The organism is Actinomadura kijaniata NBRC 14229 (assembly GCF_001552175.1).
Lineage (GTDB): Bacteria > Actinomycetota > Actinomycetes > Streptosporangiales > Streptosporangiaceae > Spirillospora > Spirillospora kijaniata.
Map to the genome: position 1 here is coordinate 37,333 of NZ_BCQR01000064.1, position 19,729 is coordinate 57,061.

17 protein-coding genes are annotated in these 19,729 nt (G+C 74.9%); 10 read left to right on the forward strand and 7 right to left on the reverse strand.

Going from position 1 to position 19,729, the window contains the following annotated elements; translation table 11 throughout:
* Positions 1-45: 45 nt before the first annotated feature.
* Together AKI01S_RS21045 and AKI01S_RS21050 are read right to left on the reverse strand one after the other, a co-directional pair.
* On the reverse strand, positions 46-1,242 hold the full coding sequence (locus tag AKI01S_RS21045) for a lysylphosphatidylglycerol synthase transmembrane domain-containing protein (protein WP_083999960.1): 1,197 nt from the start codon (positions 1,240-1,242) through the stop codon (positions 46-48).
* A 95-nt stretch (positions 1,243-1,337) separates the two neighbouring features.
* Positions 1,338-2,897 carry a hypothetical protein gene (locus AKI01S_RS21050; protein WP_067820456.1) on the reverse strand — a complete coding sequence of 520 codons (1,560 nt, stop codon included), beginning with the start codon at positions 2,895-2,897 and terminating at the stop codon, positions 1,338-1,340.
* Between the two features lie 132 nt (positions 2,898-3,029).
* Here AKI01S_RS21050 and AKI01S_RS21055 point away from each other — a divergent pair, with 132 nt between their 5' ends.
* Complete coding sequence (locus AKI01S_RS21055; protein WP_067820460.1) at positions 3,030-3,719, forward strand: HAD family hydrolase; 690 nt, start codon at positions 3,030-3,032, stop codon at positions 3,717-3,719.
* A gap of 33 nt (positions 3,720-3,752) precedes the next feature.
* Here AKI01S_RS21055 and AKI01S_RS21060 read toward each other — a convergent pair whose 3' ends face one another.
* A complete protein-coding gene (locus AKI01S_RS21060; protein ID WP_067820463.1) occupies positions 3,753-4,073 on the reverse strand; it encodes a hypothetical protein in 321 nt (106 codons plus the stop codon).
* 93 nt (positions 4,074-4,166) lie between these two features.
* Between AKI01S_RS21060 and AKI01S_RS21065 the strand changes: the two genes are divergently transcribed.
* Complete coding sequence (locus AKI01S_RS21065) at positions 4,167-5,630, forward strand: TerD family protein (protein WP_067820466.1); 1,464 nt, start codon at positions 4,167-4,169, stop codon at positions 5,628-5,630.
* Positions 5,631-5,815: 185 nt separating this feature from the next.
* Here the strand turns inward: AKI01S_RS21065 and AKI01S_RS21070 are convergent, their stop codons facing one another.
* From AKI01S_RS21070 to AKI01S_RS21080, 3 genes are all read right to left on the reverse strand, one after another.
* Positions 5,816-9,094 (reverse strand): S8 family serine peptidase, encoded by a 3,279-nt coding sequence (locus AKI01S_RS21070; RefSeq protein WP_083999962.1) that lies wholly within the window; start codon positions 9,092-9,094, stop codon positions 5,816-5,818.
* Positions 9,095-9,181: 87 nt separating this feature from the next.
* Positions 9,182-9,646 carry a ferritin-like domain-containing protein gene (locus AKI01S_RS21075; protein WP_067820469.1) on the reverse strand — a complete coding sequence of 155 codons (465 nt, stop codon included), beginning with the start codon at positions 9,644-9,646 and terminating at the stop codon, positions 9,182-9,184.
* On the reverse strand, positions 9,643-10,158 hold the full coding sequence (locus AKI01S_RS21080) for a hypothetical protein (protein ID WP_220508905.1): 516 nt from the start codon (positions 10,156-10,158) through the stop codon (positions 9,643-9,645). Before AKI01S_RS21080 ends, AKI01S_RS21075 begins: the two co-directional genes overlap by 4 nt.
* 221 nt (positions 10,159-10,379) lie before the next feature.
* Between AKI01S_RS21080 and rimP the strand changes: the two genes are divergently transcribed.
* From rimP to truB, 8 genes are all read left to right on the forward strand, one after another.
* The gene (gene rimP, locus AKI01S_RS21085; RefSeq protein ID WP_067820475.1) at positions 10,380-11,024 is read left to right on the forward strand and encodes a ribosome maturation factor RimP; all 645 of its coding nucleotides are present in this window, start codon (positions 10,380-10,382) and stop codon (positions 11,022-11,024) included.
* Between the two features lie 13 nt (positions 11,025-11,037).
* The gene (gene nusA / locus AKI01S_RS21090) at positions 11,038-12,039 is read left to right on the forward strand and encodes a transcription termination factor NusA (protein ID WP_067820478.1); all 1,002 of its coding nucleotides are present in this window, start codon (positions 11,038-11,040) and stop codon (positions 12,037-12,039) included.
* A 55-nt stretch (positions 12,040-12,094) separates the two neighbouring features.
* The gene (locus AKI01S_RS21095; RefSeq protein ID WP_083999964.1) at positions 12,095-12,403 is read left to right on the forward strand and encodes a YlxR family protein; all 309 of its coding nucleotides are present in this window, start codon (positions 12,095-12,097) and stop codon (positions 12,401-12,403) included.
* Positions 12,404-12,552: 149 nt separating this feature from the next.
* Positions 12,553-15,681, forward strand: a complete 3,129-nt coding sequence (gene infB, locus AKI01S_RS21100; protein ID WP_067820484.1) for a translation initiation factor IF-2 — start codon at positions 12,553-12,555, stop codon at positions 15,679-15,681.
* A gap of 278 nt (positions 15,682-15,959) precedes the next feature.
* Positions 15,960-16,256, forward strand: coding sequence for a DUF503 domain-containing protein (locus AKI01S_RS21105; protein WP_182842319.1), 297 nt, complete (start codon positions 15,960-15,962; stop codon positions 16,254-16,256).
* Positions 16,257-16,292: 36 nt separating this feature from the next.
* Positions 16,293-16,784, forward strand: coding sequence for a 30S ribosome-binding factor RbfA (rbfA, locus tag AKI01S_RS21110; RefSeq protein ID WP_067820488.1), 492 nt, complete (start codon positions 16,293-16,295; stop codon positions 16,782-16,784).
* The gene (locus tag AKI01S_RS21115) at positions 16,781-17,848 is read left to right on the forward strand and encodes a DHH family phosphoesterase (protein WP_067820491.1); all 1,068 of its coding nucleotides are present in this window, start codon (positions 16,781-16,783) and stop codon (positions 17,846-17,848) included. Before rbfA ends, AKI01S_RS21115 begins: the two co-directional genes overlap by 4 nt.
* Positions 17,845-18,717: a tRNA pseudouridine(55) synthase TruB gene (gene truB / locus AKI01S_RS21120; RefSeq protein WP_067820494.1), complete on the forward strand. Its 873-nt coding sequence runs from the start codon at positions 17,845-17,847 to the stop codon at positions 18,715-18,717. Before AKI01S_RS21115 ends, truB begins: the two co-directional genes overlap by 4 nt.
* Before the next feature lie 73 nt (positions 18,718-18,790).
* Here the strand turns inward: truB and AKI01S_RS21125 are convergent.
* The coding region (locus AKI01S_RS21125; protein ID WP_067820497.1) for an SCO family protein at positions 18,791-19,729 on the reverse strand (939 nt) is incomplete at its 5' end.

Genomic DNA, 19,729 nt, shown 5'->3' on the forward strand with positions numbered 1-19,729 from the left:
AAGTCACCGGAGGGCGGGAGAGGGGGCGAGAGGGGGGCGGGACGCTCAGGCGCCGCGCTCGGTACGGCCGCCCGCCGACGTCGTCGGGCCGACCATCGGGGCCGTGGCCAGCGCCATGCCGTGCAGGGTGGCGAGGGCGGCGTCGTGCAGGCGGCGGCGCGTGCGGGCCGAGATCCGCGGCCCCTCGTGCAGCGCCAGCCACGCCAGCCAGCCGATCGCCACCACGATCCAGTACGACGCCAGCCGGTACAGCCCGACCGCCGCGGCGGCCGGGGTGAGGGTCGCGCCGAACGCCGCCAGCGAGGCGGCCATGCTGCCCTCGACCGCGCCGAGGCCGCCCGGCAGCAGCGGCAGCAGGCTCGCGGCGGCCTGCGCGGCGAAGTAGGCGAGCGCCACCCCGTGCGGGGCGACGTCGACGCCGACGGACTGCGCCGCCGCCAGCAGCGCCAGGATGTCGAACACCCAGTTCGCCGTGGCCAGCAGGGCGAGCGCGCCCCAGTCGCGGCGGGTGGGGCGCAGCACGTGGCGGACGCCGCGCAGCCGGTCGGCGTGCGGGGCGATCCGGGGATGGCCGAGCAGCGCGCGCACGGGACGGCCGGCCAGGGCGCGCGGCCCCGGACGGCGCAGCGCCACGACCAGCACGGCCCCCAGCACGGCGAACACGGCCAGGGCGCGCAGCGCCGGGCCGCGCGCGTTCGGCTCGGCCAGCAGCGCCAGCAGCCCGATCAGCGTGTAGGCGGCCGTGGTGATCACGCCGCCGAGCAGGAGCACCGCCGTGGCCAGCCGCGCCGACGCGCCGTTGCGGCGGAACTGCTGGAACGTGTACACGACGCTGACGGCGGGCCCGGCGGGCAGCGTGACCGACAGCGCGTTGCCCGCATAGGTGATCGCGAACGCGCGGCGCAGCCGGATCCGGGTGCCCCCGATCCGCAGCAGCCGCCGCTGCAACCGGGCGAACGCCCCCATCGAGGCCCCCGAGGCGAGCACCACCAGCACCAGCCAGGCGGGGTCGGCGCGCACGGCGGCGTCCAGCATCGCGCCGAGGTCGGGGAGCTGGTCGTGGAACACCACCAGCAGGGCGACGGTGGCGACGAACAGCGCGGCCTGGAGCAGCAGCGACCGGCGGGACCGGCGGGGCGCGGCGACCGGGGGGCCGTCGGGGTCGGGCGAGAGACCGGACGGGAGATCGGGCGAGGGGTTGGGCGAGGGGTCGTGCGAGGGTGCCGCAATGGTCTGGGCCATGTCCGGTCACCTCGCAAGATCGCCTGACCCCGAGAACGTTCTGTCAGTCCATGACATTCCCTTGGCGGGGGGTGAAATGCGCGAAGTGGCGGGCGTCACGTTCCGGGGCGGTCGCGGACGGCCACCAGCCCGCCGACGACGCCCACGTAGGCGGTGCCGTCGGGGCCCAGGGTGATCGGGGCCCAGTTGTTGTCGAACCACTTGCCGGTTCCGGTCAGCACCTTGAAGGCGGTGCGGCCGGTGTGCGCGTCCACGGCGGTCAGGTACCAGGCGTCCACCAGGTCCCGCCGGGGCTCCTTGGTGTAGAGGTAGAGCAGCCCGTTGGCGACCGAGGCCTTGGCGACGGTGGAGGGCGAGCGCTCCCGGCTGGTCCAGACGGTGCGGCACCCCTTCGCGGTGACGTCGATCCTGCTGACGCCGCCGACCGGCGAGCCGCCGGGTGGCAGCTCGAAGAAGTTGCGGTAGCCGTGGTTGTTCTCCACGAACAGGCTGCCGCCGTAGCCGACGAGCGAGTTGTCGGTGGCGCTCGCGCCGTGCCCGAAGACCGGCACCCTGCACACCAGGCGGCCGTCGCCGCGCCGGTGGACCAGCACGTTCATCCGGTCGTCGGCGTTGTCGGTGATCGCCACGTACCGGTCGCCGAGGAACGTCGGGGTGGTGCCCGACCCCTGGTCGATCTGGCCGGGCTTGCGGCGCGTCCCCCGGTCGTAGGGCCTGCGCCAGACGACCGCCGGGGTGCCGTCGGCGGCGGCGCGGAAGCGGTAGAGGGCGTGGTCGGAGACGATCGAGACGCCGTCCTCGGCGGCGGCGAACGAGTTCTGGATCCCCTCGCCCGGCAGGCGCGTGGCGCGGACCCTCCCGGTGCGGGGGTCGATGGTGCCGATCCGGCCGTTGCGGGTGATCCACCAGATCAGCCCGCCCCAGTCCGGCCCGACCGCCGTGATCGGGTCGCACTCGCCCTTCGGCCACGGGTTCGTCCAGGTGGCGCAGGAGTGCGGCAGGTGCCCGCCGAGGTCCCAGTCGTCGGTGACCCGGAACCGCCACCTGCCGTCCGGTCCCCTCTCGTGCGCGAACCGCCGCACGTGGAACGCCGAGTCCGCCAGCACCGCCCGGTCCTGCGGGTCGAGGTAGTAGTACGCGCCGCCGGAGGTGTCGGTCAGCACCTTGTCGAGGTCGCCCGACACCACCGCCCGCACGGTGGAGGGGCGTTGCGGGAGCTCGTGGGTCGCGAGGTCCTCCAGCGTCGCGGGGTCGATGAGCCGCAGCGTGAACGTCTGGCCCCGCGTGCACTGCGCCACCATCAGCCCGGTCCGCCGGGCGAAGGTGACCGTCGAGCACAGCCCCGGCAGCAGGCCGCCCTTGGCCTCCGAGCGCACCCGCGGGTTCCGCCCGAGCGGTCCGGCGAACGGATGGGTGTCGGAGGCGTGGCTGTCGGCGTGCATCGACGACAGCCCGACCGGCCCCTGGTGCGGGTTGGCGGGGATCGGCCGTCCCCGCAGCGGCTTCGGCGTCGCCGGGGCGCCGAGGTAGGCGGGCACCCGGTCGCGTCCCGGACCGTCGGGGACGGGCGCGGCCCCGGCGGGGGCGGGCAGGGCGAGCGCGCCGAGCAGCGCGCCGGCCGCCGTCAGCCCCCGCGGGAACGGTCTGCTGGCCATCGCGGACTCCTAATCCTATTAACTTGGTAGAAGTAGTGGGTCGAGATCCTGGTCGTCCCGGTCGCGCCCTCCGGGGTGATCCCTCGCACACCGGGACCAACGCGGCGCCGGGCGCGCGGTTACGATCCGTCCATGGCGATCGACGCGGTGATCTTCGACTGGGGCGGCACGCTCACCCCCTGGCACGACATCGAGCTGGGCGAGATGTGGCGGGCGATCTGCGCCGCCCACCTGGACCCCGAGCGGGTGGAGGAGGTGGCCACGGCGCTGCTGGAGGCCGAGAACGAGCTGTGGCGGCGGCAGCGGGAGGAGCACCGCAGCGCCACGCTGGACGAGCTGTTCGCGCTGGCGGGCGTCGAGCCGACCGAGGCGCTGCTGGCCACCAAGTTCGAGGCGTGGACACCCCACACGATCATCGACCCGGCCGCGCCGCCGCTGCTGGCCGCCCTGCGCGAGCGCGGCATCCGCGTCGGCGTGCTGTCCAACACCATGTGGACGCGCGACTGGCACGAGCGGATCTTCGCGCGGGACGGCGTGCTGGACCTGCTCGACGGCGCCGTCTACTCCAGCGAGATCCCGTGGACCAAGCCGCACCCCAAGGCGTTCCGGGCCGCGATGGACGCGGTGGGCGCGGACGACCCGGCGCGCTGCGTGTTCGTGGGGGACCGGCCGTTCGACGACGTCCACGGCGCGAAGTCGGCGGGCATGCGCGCGGTGCTGGTCCCCAACGACATCGTCCCCGCATACGCGGACGCGACGCCCGACGCCGTCGTGACGGACCTCGGCGACCTGCTCGCGCACATCGACCGCTGGTCCGCCTGACGGCGCGGACGCCGCGCCCGGCGGGTCGTCCCGCTACTCGCCCTTGGGCGCGCCCTTCAGCACCCTGCCCTCCAGCACCTCGTCCGGGGCCCTGCCCGGGCGGGGCTGTTCGAGCTGGAACTGCTGGGACCGCTGGTGCGCCGTGTCCAGCTGGGCGGCCACCGCCTGGAGCAGCTCCCGCACCCGGTCCTGGAGGCTGGCGAGGTCGGCGCGCGCGTTGACCGCGTCGGCCCGGGCCCTGCGCGCCTGCCGCCGCGCCTCGTCCCGCTCGGCCCTGATCTGGTCGAGCTGGGCGCGGTAGGCGGCGCGCAGCTCCGCGAGGGCGTCGGTGTGGGTGTCCTGGCTGACGGTCATCTGATCTGGTTCCTCCCCCGAACGATCAATCCGTACAAAGGCGACTAACGGTACTCGGGTGGCGGAAGGTTCCCGGTCCAGTAGCCTGCGGGGATGCTCTCCCTCCCCGCCGGCCTGCCCGCCAACTGGGCCCTCGTCGACGTCGAGACCTCGGGCCTCAGCGCCTCCCGCGACCGCGTCCTGTCGCTGGCGGTGGTGACGGCGGGAGCGGACGGCACCCCCCTGTCCGAGTACACCACCCTGCTGGATCCCGGCGTCGATCCCGGGCCCGTCCACATCCACGGGCTCACCCGCGAGAGGCTGCGCGGCGCGCCCACGTTCGACCGGGTCGCCGCGCGCGTCGCCGACCTGCTGGCCGGGCGCGTGATGGTCGCCCACAACGCCCAGTTCGACTACTCGTTCCTGGCCGGGGAGTTCGCCCGCGCCGGGGTGCCGATGCCCGTCGAACGGCGACTGTGCACCCTCGCGCTCAACCGGCGGCTCGCCCCGCCCACCCCCGACCTGCGCCTGGGCACCCTGGCCGCGCACTACGGCGTGCCGCACGCCCGCGCCCACGACGCGCTGGAGGACACCCGCGCGCTGGCCGGGATCCTGCGCGCCTCCCTGGCCGAGGCGCGGCGGCGCGGCGTGGAGCTGCCGCTGGTGGACTGCACCCCCCAGCGCAGGGGCCCCCACCGCGCCCTCCCCAAGACGCCCTGCGCCTACCGCAGCCCCGGCCCGCTGCCCGCCGGCGGCCCCCTCGTCCAGGGCATGAAGATCGCCATCACCGGCGACACCCGCCTGGCGCGCGAGGAGCTGGTCGCGCGGGGCGTGGCCGCCGGGCTCAACATGATGACCTCGGTGAGCCGCCACACCAGCGCCCTGGTGGCCAACGACCCCGACTCCGGTTCCGGCAAGGCCCGCCGCGCCCGCGCCGAGGGCGTCCCGATCATCGACGAGGAGACGTTCCGCAAGCTGCTGGAGGACGTGCGGCCCGGCGTCCCCCTCGACCGCGCCGACACCGGCCGGACCGTCCCCCGGCCCCGTCCCGCCCACCCGCGCACCCTGCCGCGCGGCGCGGTGTTCGACCTGCCCGAGGCGCCCTGGTGGACGATCGCCGTGAGCTGGGACCAGCAGGCCCGGGGCACGGCCGACGTCGTGGCGTTCGCGCTGGACGAGGACGGCAGGGTCGCCGCCGACGGCGACTTCGTCTTCTACGGCGCGCCCGAGAGCACCGACGGCACCGTCCGGCTGTCCACCGACGGCCCCGCCGAGCAGTCGGTCGCCCTCGACCTGGCAGCCCTGCCCCCGGCCGTGCGGCGGGTCGCGGTCGCGGCGGCGATCGACGGGCCCGGGACGTTCGGCGACCTCGGCGCGATCGAGGTCGCCGCCGTGCCCAGCACGCGTTCGGTGCCGCTGGCCCGCGCCACCCTGGACACCGCCACCACCGAACGCACCCTGCTGCTCGCCGAGGTCTACCGGCGCGGCGACGGCTGGCGGCTGCGCCCGGTCGGGCAGGGCCACGGGCACGACCTGCCCGAGCTGGCCCGCTCCTTCGGCGTGGACGTCGAAGACTAGGGCGTGTTTCACGGTGGACCCCGGCCACGCACGCGAGCGCGTGACCTGACCTGCGGGCCCGACGCCGAAGGCGAGGGCCCGCAGGTCAGATCGCGAAGCGATGTCGCGCTCGCCAAGACCTGGTAAGAAGCGAGCCCCCAGGGCGAGCGCCGTAGGCCAGGGCTTTTGAAACACAGCCCCGGGCGTCAGCGGAGCCCGTAGGCCCGGATGACGGTCTGGTCCAGCGAGGTGCCCTCACCGTCGGACAGGCGGACGCGCAGCGAGACGTGCCCGCCGGGCAGCGGCGGGTGGGTGAGCCCGGCCCTCCAGCGGTTGTCGCCGGCCGTGGTCACCTCGGCCGGATGCCAGGTCCTCCCGTCGTCGTAGGAGGCCTCCACGGAGGGGCGGCCGAACCGGGGCGGCGTCCCGGGTGAGTGGAGACGCCCGTCGGTGACCCGCAGGGCCAGGGCGAACCGGCCGCCCGAGGGCGCGCGGTTGTCCTGGTCGAAGTCCCCCTCGGTGCGCACGACGAACAGCGGAGGCTCCTCCATCCTCGCCATCGTCGGCGTGTAGGGGAACTTCCACTCCGTCTCGGAACGGGTGCCGAGACCGGTCCAGGACGCGGCGCGTTCCGCGGTGGAGCGCAGGGTGTAGCGGGCCTCGCCGGGGGGCGTGGGGACCTGGACGGTGTCGGAGTCGGAGGACCCGAGCAGCTCGCCGTTCCGCCACAGCGAAGTCCGCGCGGTCGTCGGGTGGCTCCGGTAGCCGGTGGCGTCGGCCGTCGCGAACGGGCTCGTCCTGAAGGCCATGGGCCCGTTCGCGGCCTTGCGCACGCCACCGCCGACCGTGCCCGGCGCGGCGGCGTTCCAGCGGTGGGCCGTCCGGCCCGGTTCGCCGGTGGAGGGGTCGGACCCGCTGATGAGGAAGCCCTCCCCCTCGTCCTGGCCCGCCGACAGGACCCGGCTCCAGCGCAACGCGGAGGAGGCGGTGTACAGCTCGGTGCGCCGTCCCGGCAGCCGGACGGGGTACTCGCCGTAACCCGCCCCGAACAGGACGCCGGGAACGCGGGCGACGGTCTCACGCCGCCCGGTCAGCGGCCGGTCGCCGTGGTAGGCCGAGTCCACCGCCGCCAGCTCCGCGTCCCGGACCCTGCGCTCCAGGCGGCGCGGGATCCGGCCGTCCGACAGATGTTGCAGGTGGTAGGCCCGGGGGCCGTCCGGCTCGGCGAGGTTCGCCACGTGGTAGAAGCCGAACGGGCGTCCGGCGACCTTCGCGGTGGGCCGGGCCGACAGGCCGGTCACCGTCCCGGCGACCGCCACCCCGAACGACAGCGGCGTCCCGGCGACCGTCTCGGTCACACCGATCTCGTCGGTCCCCGCGCGCACGGCGGTCCGGCTGTCCACCCGGACCGCGACCCGCCGGGCCCGGCGCGCGTCGGCGGTGATCGTCAGGTCGCGGTCGCCCACCGACAGGTCCGGATAGGAGAACAGCGCCATGTCGGTGTCCCCGGTGGGCACCACGGCGTGCAGCGAGTACCGGCCGGCGGGCACGCGCGCGGCGACGCCGCTCCCGCTGATGTACGTCTCGGCCTGCCTCCCGGTGGCCAGGTCGGTGAGGACGGCCCACGGCGTCGTCTCCACGGTCGTCCCGGCGGGCCTGCCGGTCCGGTCGACGCCGGCCAGCCTGACCTCGCGCAGCGCGGGCTCCCAGACCGCGCCGACCGGCAGCCGCAGCGTCTCCTCGTCCCCCCGCCGGGCCGTCAGCCCACCCTCGTAGCGGCCCCGGGGGGCCTGTCCGGGCTCGGCGGTGACCGTGGCGTCGGCGGTGCCGCCCGCGGGGATCTCCAGCACGGCCGGGCTGACCGAGAACATCCCGTCCGGGGCGGGCCCGTCCGGTCCGCGCATCCGCAGGGCGAGGTCCAGGCGCACCGGGACGTCGCCCTCGTTGCGGAACGTCACCCGCTGGGAGGCCCCCGCCCGCCGCAGGTCGAACGAGACGCCGCCCCGGTCGGCCAGGACCCGCTGGGCGACCGCCCGCCCCACGTCGATCCGGCCCGCGCCCTGGGCGAACACCGAGGCGCCCTCCGCCGGCCGCGCGGTGGTCATGAGCGCGGACTTCACCTGGGCGGGCTTCCAGCCGGGGTGCCGCTGGAACAGCAGCGCCGCCGCGCCCGCCGCGTGCGGCGCGGCCATGGAGGTCCCGCTCATCGTGGTGTAGCGGTCGCCCACCGGGTCCCCGGCCGACGTTCCCCCGGCGCGCGCGGCGGTGATGTCCACCCCCGGCGCCGTCACGTCGGGCTTGACCGCGCCGTCGCCCGGCCGCGGGCCGCGGGAGGAGAACCCGGCGACACCGTCGTCGGCGTCGGCGGCCCCGACGGTCAGCGCCGCCTCCGCCAGGCCCGGGGCCGTCACCGAGCCGTCCCCGCCGGCGTTCCCGGCGCCGACGACGAACAGCGTGCCGGTGCGGGCGGTGAGGGCGTCGACCGCGGCCGACAGCGGATCGGTGCCGTCGCTGGGGAGCGACGCGCCGATGCTCATGTTCACCACCCTGACGCCCTGCTGCGCGATCCACTCCATGCCCGCGATCACGCCGGAGAAGGAGCCCGCGGCGTTCTCGTCCAGCACCTTGCCCACGACCAGCCGGGCGTCCGGGGCCACGCCCCGGTACCGGGGGTCGGCGACGCCGTCGCCGGTGATCGTCGAGGCCACGTGGGTGCCGTGGCCGTTGCGGTCCCGGACGTCCCCGGAGCCGGTGAAGTCCCGTTCCGCCACCACGGACCCGGCCAGGTCCGGGTGGGCGGCGTCGATGCCGCTGTCCAGGACGCCCACCGTCACGCCCTTGCCGGTGTACCCGGCCCGCCACGCCGACGGCGCGCCGATCCGGGGGACGCTCCGGTCGAGCGTCGCGCGCACCCGGCCGTCCAGCCACACCCGGCCCGTGCCGGACGCCGCCGTCGCGCCGCCGGTCAGCGACGACCGCACCGACGCCCACACCGACGCCGCCCGGTCCTTGCGGGCGGCGACCGCCGCGCCGTTCAGCGCCGCCAGCGGCCGGGTGACCGTCCCGCCCGCCGGGGCGGCGGCCCGGCGGGCGGGCGTCCCGGCGACGATCAGCGGGATGTCCGGGCGCGCGCCGTCGCCGTACCCGTCCCGCAGGAGCCGGGTGACGTCGAACAGCGCCGCGTCCAGGCGGCCCGCCGCGACCAGCGGCGCGGCGTCCGCCGGGACGACCGACAGCTCCCCTCCCCGGCTCCTGCGGTAGAAGGCGACCTTCTCCCGCCCCGCGCCGGGCTCGATCCGCACGAGCGGCCGTCCGCCCGCGTCCTCCCTGACGTGGACGCGGTCGCCGGTGATCAGTGTCACGGTCGCCCGCCCGCCCTTGTCCGGCGCCGTCGGCGGCGCGGCGTGCGCCGTTCCCGCGCCGTACGGGGGCGCCACCGCCATCGCCGCGGCGAGCGCGGCGGTCCCCTTGGCCCATCGCCTCATCGGCAGGGCTCCTCCCTAGTAGTCGATCACTAGGGAGTGGTGCGGGAACGCCGATCGTTTCAGGCCGATCGGATCAGGCCGACCGGATCAGGCGCCCGGCCGCGGCTCAGGGGAGAGCGCCGCGGCGGGCAGCCCCGGGAACGCGCCCGCCGCCCCCGGCGGCCGCCCGATCGCGGTGCGCCAGTGGACGGCGTTGCCCGCCGACTCCTGCATCGCCCGGGCCGCCCACGACCGCAGCCCCGCGTCCGCCGCGCCCGCCGCCCCCACCAGCGCCGCCACCACGGCGTCCTCCAGCGCGGCGGCCAGCTCGCCCGCCGTCCGGCCCGAGGTGGACCGCACCGGCAGCCGGTACACCGGGGCCGCCGCCTCGGGCGTCGCCCCGGCGGCGGTGAGCCGCTCGGCCAGCGCGTCGCGGCGCGCGCGGTGGAGGTTCCACATCACCCGGGCCGTGGCCTGGTGGGTGCCGCGCAGCCGCGCGCCCAGCACCCCGTACCCGTAGATCGCCGCGTGCTCGGCCTTCAACGCCTCCTGGAGCGCCGGGACGTCGGTCACGGCCGTCCTCCCAGCGCCACCGCGTGTCCCGCCTCACACGCGCCGATGCTCGCCATCAGCTGCGCCAGCCCCGGCGCGGCCTTCGCGACGGCCGCCAGCCGGGCGGCGGCCGCCCTCGCCTCCGCCTCCCGCAGCGCGGCCAGCGTCTGCGCCGTACCGCGCGGGACCTGCGGGACGCGCGGGGCGGGGACCGCCCCGCCCTCGTCCCGCCGGGGCCCCGAACCGGGCACCAGGTGCCGCCGCAGCACCGCCAGATGCTCCCGGTGGTGCGCCAGGGCCGCGTCCAGCCGCCGGGCCAGCCCGGCGTGGGCGCTCCGCGCGGCCTCGTAGAATGCGATCAGGTCCTGTTCGTCCGTGATCGCGGCGACCAGGGCCGGAACGTCCGCGTGCGCCGTCCTGCGAACGGCGCCCGGTGGTTCACAGCCGCTCAGCAGCGGAAGGGCGAACGCGCCGGTGCCCAGCACCGCGCGGCGGGACACGCCGGGAGCGCCCGGCGTGACGGCTTCTGGCAAGCGTGGCTCCTCACCCGACGGCGATGGCGAATCGGTGTCGGACCGGTGCGGCGACGGCGGCCGGTGGGCTCTCCCGCAGGGGCGTCCGACGGGCCGGTCCAAGCATTCCATACCCGGCGCGCCGGTGAGCTGTCCGAAAGACCGCTGAGGTGTCCGGCTGTCGATAGTCTTGAGAGGGCAACGGACACACGGTGGAATCAGCACGACGAGAGGGAGGTCCCATGAGCGTTCGGTCCGATGGCGACGGCGCTCAGCGGGGCCGCGCCGAGGGCGGACGGCTGCCGCGCGAGCAGGCCGTCGCCGAACTGACCCGGCTGCTGGAGCCCGAGGTGGCCCGGGCGGGCTTCGACCTGGAGGAGGTCGACGTGCGCCCCGCCGGCCGCCGCCGGCTCGTGAAGATCGTCGTGGACGCCGACGGCGGGGTGAGCCTGGACGACGTCTCCGACCTCAGCCAGGCCGTCTCCGAGCTGCTGGACGCGTCGGACGTGATGGGCACCGCGCCGTACGTGCTGGAGGTGACCTCACCGGGCGTCGACCGCCCCCTCACCGAGCCGCGCCACTGGCGCCGCGCCGCCGGGCGGCTCGTGGTCGCGCCACTGACCGAGGGCGGCCAGATCGAGGGCCGCGTCGTCGAGGCCGACGACACCTCGGTCGTGCTCGATGTCGTCGCCAGGCCCGCGAAGGGCAAGGGCGGACCCAAGGCCGGGAGCAAGCCCGTGCGGCGCGCCTTCTCCTACGCGGAGCTGGGGCGCGGCCGGGTCCAGGTGGAGTTCCGCCGGGCCGACGACGGGGCCGCCTCCGACGACAGCGGGTCGGCCGACACCGCCGGGGCCGACGAAACGCGTTCTCCGGCCGAGCCGGAGTAGAGGGGGGAGCCTCGTGGACATCGACATGACCGCGCTGCGCAGCCTGGAGAGCGAGAAGGACATCTCGCTGGACGTGGCCGTCAAGGCCATCGAAGACGCCATGCTGATCGCCTACCACCGCACCGAGGGCGCCGCGCCCCGGGCACGGGTCGAGCTGGACCGCGCCACCGGGCACGTGACCGTGTGGGCGACCGAGACCGACGACGAGGGCAACCCGGTCCGGGAATACGACGACACCCCCGAGGGTTTCAGTCGTATCGCCGCCACCACCGCCAAGCAGGTGATCCTGCAGAAGCTGCGGGACGCCGAGGACGAGCTGACGTTCGGCGAGTACGCCGGGCGGGAGGGCGACATCGTCTCCGGGGTGATCCAGCAGGGCAAGGACCCGCGCAACGTGCTGGTCGACCTCGGCCGGATCGAGGCGATCCTCACCCCCGCCGAGCAGGTGCCCGGCGAGGAGTACAAGCACGGCGAGCGCATCCGCGCCTACGTGGTCCAGGTCCGCAAGGGGCACCGGGGCCCGTCGGTGCAGCTGTCGCGCACCCACCCCAACCTGGTCCGCAAGCTGTTCGCCCTGGAGGTCCCCGAGATCGCCGACGGCACCGTCGAGATCGCCGCGATCGCCCGCGAGGCCGGGCACCGCACCAAGATCGCGGTGCGGTCGCGCAAGCCCGGCGTCAACGCCAAGGGCGCGTGCATCGGCCCGCTGGGCAGCCGCGTCCGCAACGTGATGGCCGAGCTGCACGGTGAGAAGATCGACATCGTGGACTGGTCGGACGACCCGGCCGAGTTCGTGCGCAACGCGCTGTCGCCCGCCCGCGTCTCCTCGGTGGAGATCGTGGACGCCGACGCCCGGGCCGCCCGGGTGATCGTTCCGGACTACCAGCTGTCCCTGGCGATCGGCAAGGAGGGCCAGAACGCCCGGCTGGCCGCCCGGCTGACCGGCTGGCGGATCGACATCCGGTCCGACACCGAGCAGCAGCCCGCGGCGCAGCCCGCCGGTACGGGGGAGTAAGCTCGGCGAGTCCGGCGTTTCTGGATCAAGTACGTATCAAGTACGTCAGGAGAGCATGCGACAGGTCCCGCCGACGCCTCGGCGCGGTAGACTCGGAAACGACGGCCCGGCTGCGCCCATCCGCACGTGTGTGGGTTGCCGGGTTCGTACGGTCAAGTCCGACCTGCTGCGCCTGGTGGTGATCGAGGGCGTCATCGTCCCCGACCCCCACGGCCGGCTGCCGGGCCGGGGTGCCCACCTGCATCCCGATCCGGCGTGTCTGGAGCTCGCTGAGCGTCGTCGGGCGTTCCCCCGGGCCTTCCGCCTGGCGGGGCCGCTCGACACCGGTGTGCTGAGGGACAGGCTTGCGGCGTCCGCGCCGTAGCAGCAGGATGGCCAGGTGGCCGATCAGTAAGCGACGTCTAGTCGGAAGCAGGTCGAGATTGCTATGAGCGCTCGATGAGCACGCCGCGATGAGTACGGCAGGTTAACGACGGTCCGGAGGCCGCACCCCCGGACCGAGTAGGGAGTGTAGTGGCCAAGGTCCGGGTATATGAGCTCGCCAAGGAGCTGGGAGTCGAGAGCAAGGTCGTCATGGCCAAGCTCCAGGAGATGGGCGAGTTCGTACGGTCGGCGTCCTCGACGATAGAGGCGCCGGTCGTTCGCAGGCTTACCGAAGCTTTCAACAACAACTCCGGCAAGTCCGGAGACCGGAAGGTCGCGTCCAAGCGGCCGTCCCCCAAGCCGGGCCCCCAGCCGGGTCCGCGTCCGGCGTCGCCCTCCGGCGGCGCGTCCGATTCTTCCCAGGGGGCCCGTCCGGCCCCCAGGCCGGGTCCGCGTCCGGGCCCGCGTCCGAGCCCGCAGCCGAGCCCGCAGTCGAGCCCGCAGGGCGGCGCGCCCAAGCCGGGTCCGCAGCCGGGCCCGCGTCCGGCCCCGGGTCCGGTGCCGCCGGCGCCGGGCATGCCGGTGGAGCAGCCCGCCGCGGCCGCCGGCCCGCAGAGCGCTCCCCAGAGTGCTCCGAGCGCTCCGCAGGGCGGTCAGCAGGCCCCGCAGGCCCCGTCCGCTCCGCGCCAGCAGGCAGGCCAGCAGGGCGGCCAGCAGGCCCCGTCCGGCTCCCGCCCGCAGGGCGGCGGACCGAGGCCGGGCCCGCGTCCGTCCCCCAAGCCGGGTCCGCGTCCCGGCCCGCGCCAGGGCCAGCAGGGCGGCGGTCGCTCGCAGGGGCCGCGTCCGGGCAACAACCCGTTCAGCTCGACCAACACCGGCATGGGCCAGTCGCCCAAGCCGGGTCCGCGTCCCGGCCCGCGTCCGGGTCCGCAGGGCGGCGCCGGTGCCGGTGACCGTCCCGGCGGTCCGCGTCCGGCCGGCGGCGCGCCGCGTCCCGGCCCGCGTCCGGGCGGTGCTCCCGGTGCGGGCGGTCCCCGTCCGAACCCGGGCGGCATGCCCCCGCGTCCGGCGGGTCCGCGGCCGAGCCCGATGAACATGCCGTCCCGTCCCGCCAGCGCCCCCGGGCGCGGCGGTCCCGGTGGCGGCGGCGGTGGCGGTCGTCCCGGTGGCGGCGGCGGTGGCCGTCCGGGCGGCGGTGGCGGCGGTGGCCGTCCCGGTGGCGGCGGTCGTCCCGGTGGCGGCGGCGGCTTCGGCGCCCGTCCCGGCGGCGGTGGCCCCGGTGGCGGCGGTCGTCCCGGCGGTGGCGGCGGCTTCGGCCCCCGTCCCGGTGGCGGCGGTCGTGGCCGCGGCGGAACGCAGGGCGCGTTCGGCCGTCCCGGTGGTCGTCCGGCGCGCGGTCGCAAGTCGAAGCGGGCGCGTCGTCAAGAGTTCGAGAACATGCAGGCCCCGGCGATCGGCGGCGTGCAGGCCCCGCGCGGCAACGGCAGGACCATCCGCCTGCCGCAGGGCGCCTCGCTGACCGACTTCGCCGAGAAGATCGGCGCGAACCCGGCGTCGCTGGTGCAGATCATGATGCACCTCGGCAAGATGGTGACCGCCACGCAGTCGGTGGAACCCGACGACCTGCAGCTTCTCGGTGTCGAGCTGGACTTCGACGTCCAGGTCGTCAGCCCCGAGGACGAGGACCGCGAGCTGCTCGAGTCGTTCGACATCGAGTACGGCGAGGACGAGGGCGGCGAGGAGCACCTCCAGACCCGTCCGCCGGTCGTGACCGTCATGGGTCACGTCGACCACGGTAAGACGAAGCTGCTGGACGCCATCCGGCAGGCCAACGTCCAGGCCAGCGAGGCCGGCGGCATCACCCAGCACATCGGCGCCTACCAGGTGCAGACCGAGGTCGACGGCGAAGAGCGCAAGATCACCTTCATCGACACCCCGGGTCACGAGGCGTTCACCGCCATGCGTGCCCGCGGTGCCGACACCACCGACCTGGTGGTGCTGGTGGTCGCCGCCGACGACGGCGTCAAGCCGCAGACCACCGAGGCCATCGACCACGCGACCGCGGCCGGTGTCCCGATCGTGGTGGCGGTCAACAAGATCGACGTCGAGGGCGCCGACCCGCAGCGCGTCCGGGCCCAGCTCACCGAGTACGGCCTGATCGCCGAGGAGTACGGCGGCACCACCCAGTTCGTCGACGTGTCCGCCAAGCAGGGCATCAACATCGACGGCCTGCTGGAGTCGATCGTCCTGACGGCCGACGCCGAGCTGGAGCTCAAGGCCAACCCCGACATGCCCGCCCAGGGCACGGCCATCGAGGCCAACCTGGACAAGGGCCGGGGCGCCGTGGCGACCGTCCTGGTGCAGCGCGGCACGCTCCACGTCGGCGACTCCATCGTCTGCGGCGTGGCCCACGGCCGCGTCCGGGCGATGCTCGACGAGAACGGCAACAACGTCGAGGAGGCGGGCCCGTCCCGTCCGGTGCTGGTGCTCGGTCTGACGGCCGTGCCCGGCGCGGGCGACAACTTCCTGGTCGTCGACGACGACCGGGTGGCCCGGCAGATCGCCGACAAGCGCGTGGCCCGCAAGCGCAACGCCGAGCTTCTGCGCTCGCGCAAGAGCACCTCGCTCGAGGACATGTTCAAGGACCTCGAGCGCGGCGAGCGGGACGAGCTGCTGCTCATCCTCAAGGGCGACGTCTCCGGTTCGGTGGAGGCCCTGGAGGACTCGCTCCTCAAGATCGATGTCGGGGAGGAGGTCTCCCTGCGCGTCATCCGCCGCGGTGTGGGCGCGATCACGCAGGACGACGTCAACCTGGCGCTGGCGTCCGAGGGCGCGGTCATCATCGGCTTCAACGTCCGGCCCGAGCGCAACGCGCAGGAACTGGCCGACCGCGAGGGCGTGGACATCCGCTTCTACTCGGTCATCTACCAGGCGATCGAAGAGGTCGAGGCGGCCCTCAAGGGCATGCTCAAGCCGGAGTTCGAAGAGGTCCAGCTCGGTACCGCCGAGATCCGCGCGGTCTTCAAGGTGCCGCGGATCGGCAACGTCGCCGGCTGCATGGTCCAGTCCGGGGTCGTCCAGCGCAACGCCAAGGCGCGCCTGCTGCGCGGCGGCGTCGTGGTGAGCGACAACCTCACCGTCTCCTCGCTCCGCCGGGAGAAGGACGACGTCACCGAGGTCCGCGAGGGCTTCGAGTGCGGTATCGGCATCGGCTACCAGGACATCAAGGTGGACGACATCATCGAGTTCTTCGAGATGCGGGAGAAGCCCCGCGCCTGAGACCCGCGGTGAAGGACGGCCGGCCCGGTGACCACCGGACCGGCCGCCCGCCCCGCGGCCCGGCTCCCCGCCGGGCCGCAGGGCCCGTCCCACCGGGCCGAAAACCAGTGACGCGACGCCAGGTTGATCTTCTAGCCTGGCGTCGTGCCATGTCGGCGGCCGGACGCGGCGTCTCCGAGACGCCGCGGGACGCGGTGTTTCGAACCGGTGACGGACCGGGAACACTCCGCCATCCCGCCGTCGTTCCACATCCAGAGAAATCCGAGGTGATCGTCCAGGTGTACGTGGGAGCGCTGACGCTCGACCTGCTGCTGGGTGACGTGCGTTCGCTCAAGCAGAAGCGGGCGGTGGTCCGGCCCATCGTCGCGGAGGTGCGCAAGCACTTCCCGGGGGTGGCCGTCGGCGAGACCGGCGAGCAGGACCTGCACCGCAGGGCCGAGATCGGGGTGGCGGTGGTGTCCGGGACCGCCGAGAACGCCCACCACGTCATGGACCAGTGCGAACGGCTGGTGGCCGGTCGCCCGGAGATCGAGCTGCTGTCGGTGCGGCGGCGGCTCTTCAACGACGAGGACTAGCGTCCTGGTCCCAGACCGAGAAAGGGGGGTGCGATCATGGTGGACGCAGCGCGGGCGCGTAAGCTCGCCGACCGCATCCAGCAGATCGTGGCCGAGATGCTGGAGCGGCGGATCAAGGACCCGCGGCTCGGCTTCGTGACCGTGACCGACACCCGCATCACCAACGACCTGCGGGACGCCACGGTGTACTACACGGTCTACGGCACCGAGGCCGAACGGGCCGACACCGCGGCGGCGCTGGAGAGCGCCAAGGGCGTCATCCGGGCGGAGGTCGGCCGCAAGACCGGCGTCCGGCACACCCCGAGCCTCACCTTCGAGCTCGACTCGGTGATGGAGAACGCCGCGCACATCGACGACCTGCTGGCCCAGGCGCGGGCCCGGGACGCCGAGGTGGCCAGGGCCGCGCAGAGCGCCCAGTGGGCCGGGGAGGCCAACCCCTACAAGGAGCCCGCCGTCGACGACGAGGACGCCGACGAGGACGGGTACGACGGAGAGGGCGACGCGACCCCCGGGCGCGCCTCGTCATGACGGCCCCGGTCACCGGTGGCGGCTCGGCCACGCGTGGCGACCGGTGGCCCGGCCTCGACTGGGACCGGGCCGTCCGGCTGGTCGGCCGGGCGGAGGAGATCTGCCTGGCCTGCCATGTCGCGCCGGACGGGGACGCCCTCGGCTCCATGCTCGCGCTCGCCCAGGCCCTGCGGGGGCTGGGCAAGCGCGTGCTGGCCTCGTTCGGGGAGCCGTTCCGGGTGCCGGCGAGCCTGCGGTTCCTGCCCGGGCAGGAGCTGCTGGTGGAGCCGGGCATGATGCCCGCCGCCCCGAAACTGATGATCACGCTGGACGCGGCGGGCCCGGCGCGGCTCGGCTCGCTGGCCGCCAACGCCGGCCGCGCCGCCGAGCTGATCGTCGTGGACCACCACGCCTCCGGCGGTGTGTTCGGGACCGTGCGGCTGGTGGACCCGGCCGCCGCCGCGACGGCCGTGCTGGTGGACGAGCTGCTGCGGCGGCTGGACGCGCCGCTGACCGCCGACGTCGCGCAGGGCCTGTACGCGGGGCTGGCCAGCGACACCGGCTCGTTCAAGTACTCCTGCACCACCCCCCGCGACCACGACCTGGCGGGACGGCTGCTGGAGGCGGGGGTGCGCCCCGCCGAGGTCAGCCGCGAGCTGTGGGACCGCGCCCCGTTCGGCTACCTCCAGGTGCTGGCGGGCGCGCTGGCGCGGGCCCGCCTGGAACGCGACGCCGCCGGGGGTCTCGGCCTGGTCTGGACGACCATCGGCCGCGCCGACCGCGACGTGCGGGGCGTCCCCTACGACCAGCTCGAAGGCGTGATCGACCAGTTGCGCCGCACCGACGAGGCCGAGGTCTCGGTGGTGTGCAAGCAGACCGACGAGGGCGACTGGTACGTCTCGACCCGCTCCAAGGGGCAGGTCGACGTCGGCGAGGCGTGCGTGGAGCTGGGCGGCGGCGGCCACCGCACCGCCGCGGCGTTCACCGCCGCCGGGGACCCGTCCGACATCATCGACCGGCTGCGGGCGGCGCTGCGCGCGCCGGGCGGCCCCACCGACCGAAACGACCGGAGCGACGACCAGTGAACTCTGTCTCGGGCCTCGTCATCGTGGACAAGCCCGCCGACTGGACCTCCCACGACGTGGTGGGCAAGCTGCGCCGGCTGGCGCGGACCCGCCGCGTCGGCCACGCGGGGACCCTCGACCCGATGGCGACCGGCGTGCTGGTGATCGGCGTGGAGAAGGCGACCCGCCTGCTCGGCCATCTGGCCCTCACCGAGAAGGGCTACGACGCCACGATCCGGCTCGGGCAGTCCACCAACACCGACGACGCCGAGGGCGAGGTCACCGCGACCGCCTCGGCCGCGCACGTGGCCGACGAGGCGCTGCGGGCCGGGATCGCGCGGCTGACCGGAGAGATCCAGCAGATCCCGCCGCAGGTCAGCGCCATCAAGGTGAACGGCGAACGCGCCTACAAGAGGGCCCGCAAGGGCGAGGAGGTCGAGCTGCGGGCCCGTCCGGTGACGGTGTCGGAGTTCCGGGTCACCGACGTGCGGCGGACCGGGGAGTTCGTCGACGTGGACGCCTCGATCGCCTGCTCGTCGGGCACCTACATCCGGGCGCTGGCCCGCGACCTGGGCGCCGATCTGGGCGTCGGCGGGCACCTGACGTCGCTGCGGCGCACCCGCGTCGGCCCCTACGACCTGGGTATGGCCCGCACCGTCGACCAGCTCGCCGAGGAGATGGAGATCCTGCCGATCGCCGAGGCGGTGGCGGCGGCGTTCCCGCGCCGCGACGTGACCGAGGACGACGCCCGCAGGATCGCCCACGGCGGGCGGCTGGCGGCGGCCGGTCTGGGGCCGGGGCCGGTGGGGGTGTTCGCGCCCGACGGGACGTTCCTGGCGCTGGTGGAGGAGCAGGGGGGGCAGGCGAAGCCGCTGGCGGTCTTCGTCTGAGCCACACGTCTGATCCACACGCCTGGTCCGAACGGCCGGGGCGCGGTGTTCCGCGCCCCGGCCGTTCACGGTGTCAGGACCCGGCGGGGACCACGGTCGCCTCGACTCTGATCTCGCCCGCCCTCGCGAAGCGCAGGACCAGCGGGACGGTCCGGCCCTCCCTGATCCCCTCGGGCTTCATCAGCATCAGGTGCAGGCCGCCCTTCTCGAACCGGACGGTGCCCTTCGGCACCGGAACGGTCTTCACCTGCTCCATCCTCATCGAGCCGTGGCCCATCTCCATGCGGTGCATCTCCACCGACCCGGCGGCGGGGGAGGAGACCCCGGTGAGAGTGTCGGGGGTGCCGTCGTTGGTGAGGGTGAGGTACCCGGCGGTCACGTCCGGGGTGGACGGGACGCGGACCCGCGCGTCGGTGACGGCGATCCCGGCCCTGCCGGGGCCGGCGGCGTTCTCGCGCGCCAGCAGCGTCCTGAGGTCCCTGGCCATGTCGGCGCTGCCGAACTGGTAGGGGAACATCAGCTTCCCGGAGCCGTCGGGGCCGTAGACCATGACGTTGCTGCCGTGCGACACCTGGTAGTTCCCCCTGGCGTCGGCGGGCGGCGGGGTGAGCGGGACCTTGGCGTCGGCGGCGGCCTTCCGGATCTCCTCCATGGGGCCGGTGAGGCCGACGAACGACCGGTCGAAGCGGCCGAGGAAGTCCTTGAGGACGGCGGGTCCGTCGCGGCGCGGGTCGGCGGTGACGAACACCACCTGGGTCCTGGCGCGTTCCCGCGGCGACAGCAGCGACATGGCCCCGGCGGCGTCGGCCATGGTGGTGGGGCAGATGTCGGGGCAGTGCGTGAATCCGAAGAACAGCAGCGTGACCTTGCCCCGGGCGCGTTCGGCCAGGTCGTGGGGCTTGCCGTCGGTGCCGGTGAGCGTCACCTGGGGGATCTCGTACGAGGCGGGCAGCCGCGTGGCCTTGTAGGGCGAGGCGGGGGCGGCGGCCTCGGCGGCGGGCCGCTGCCCGCC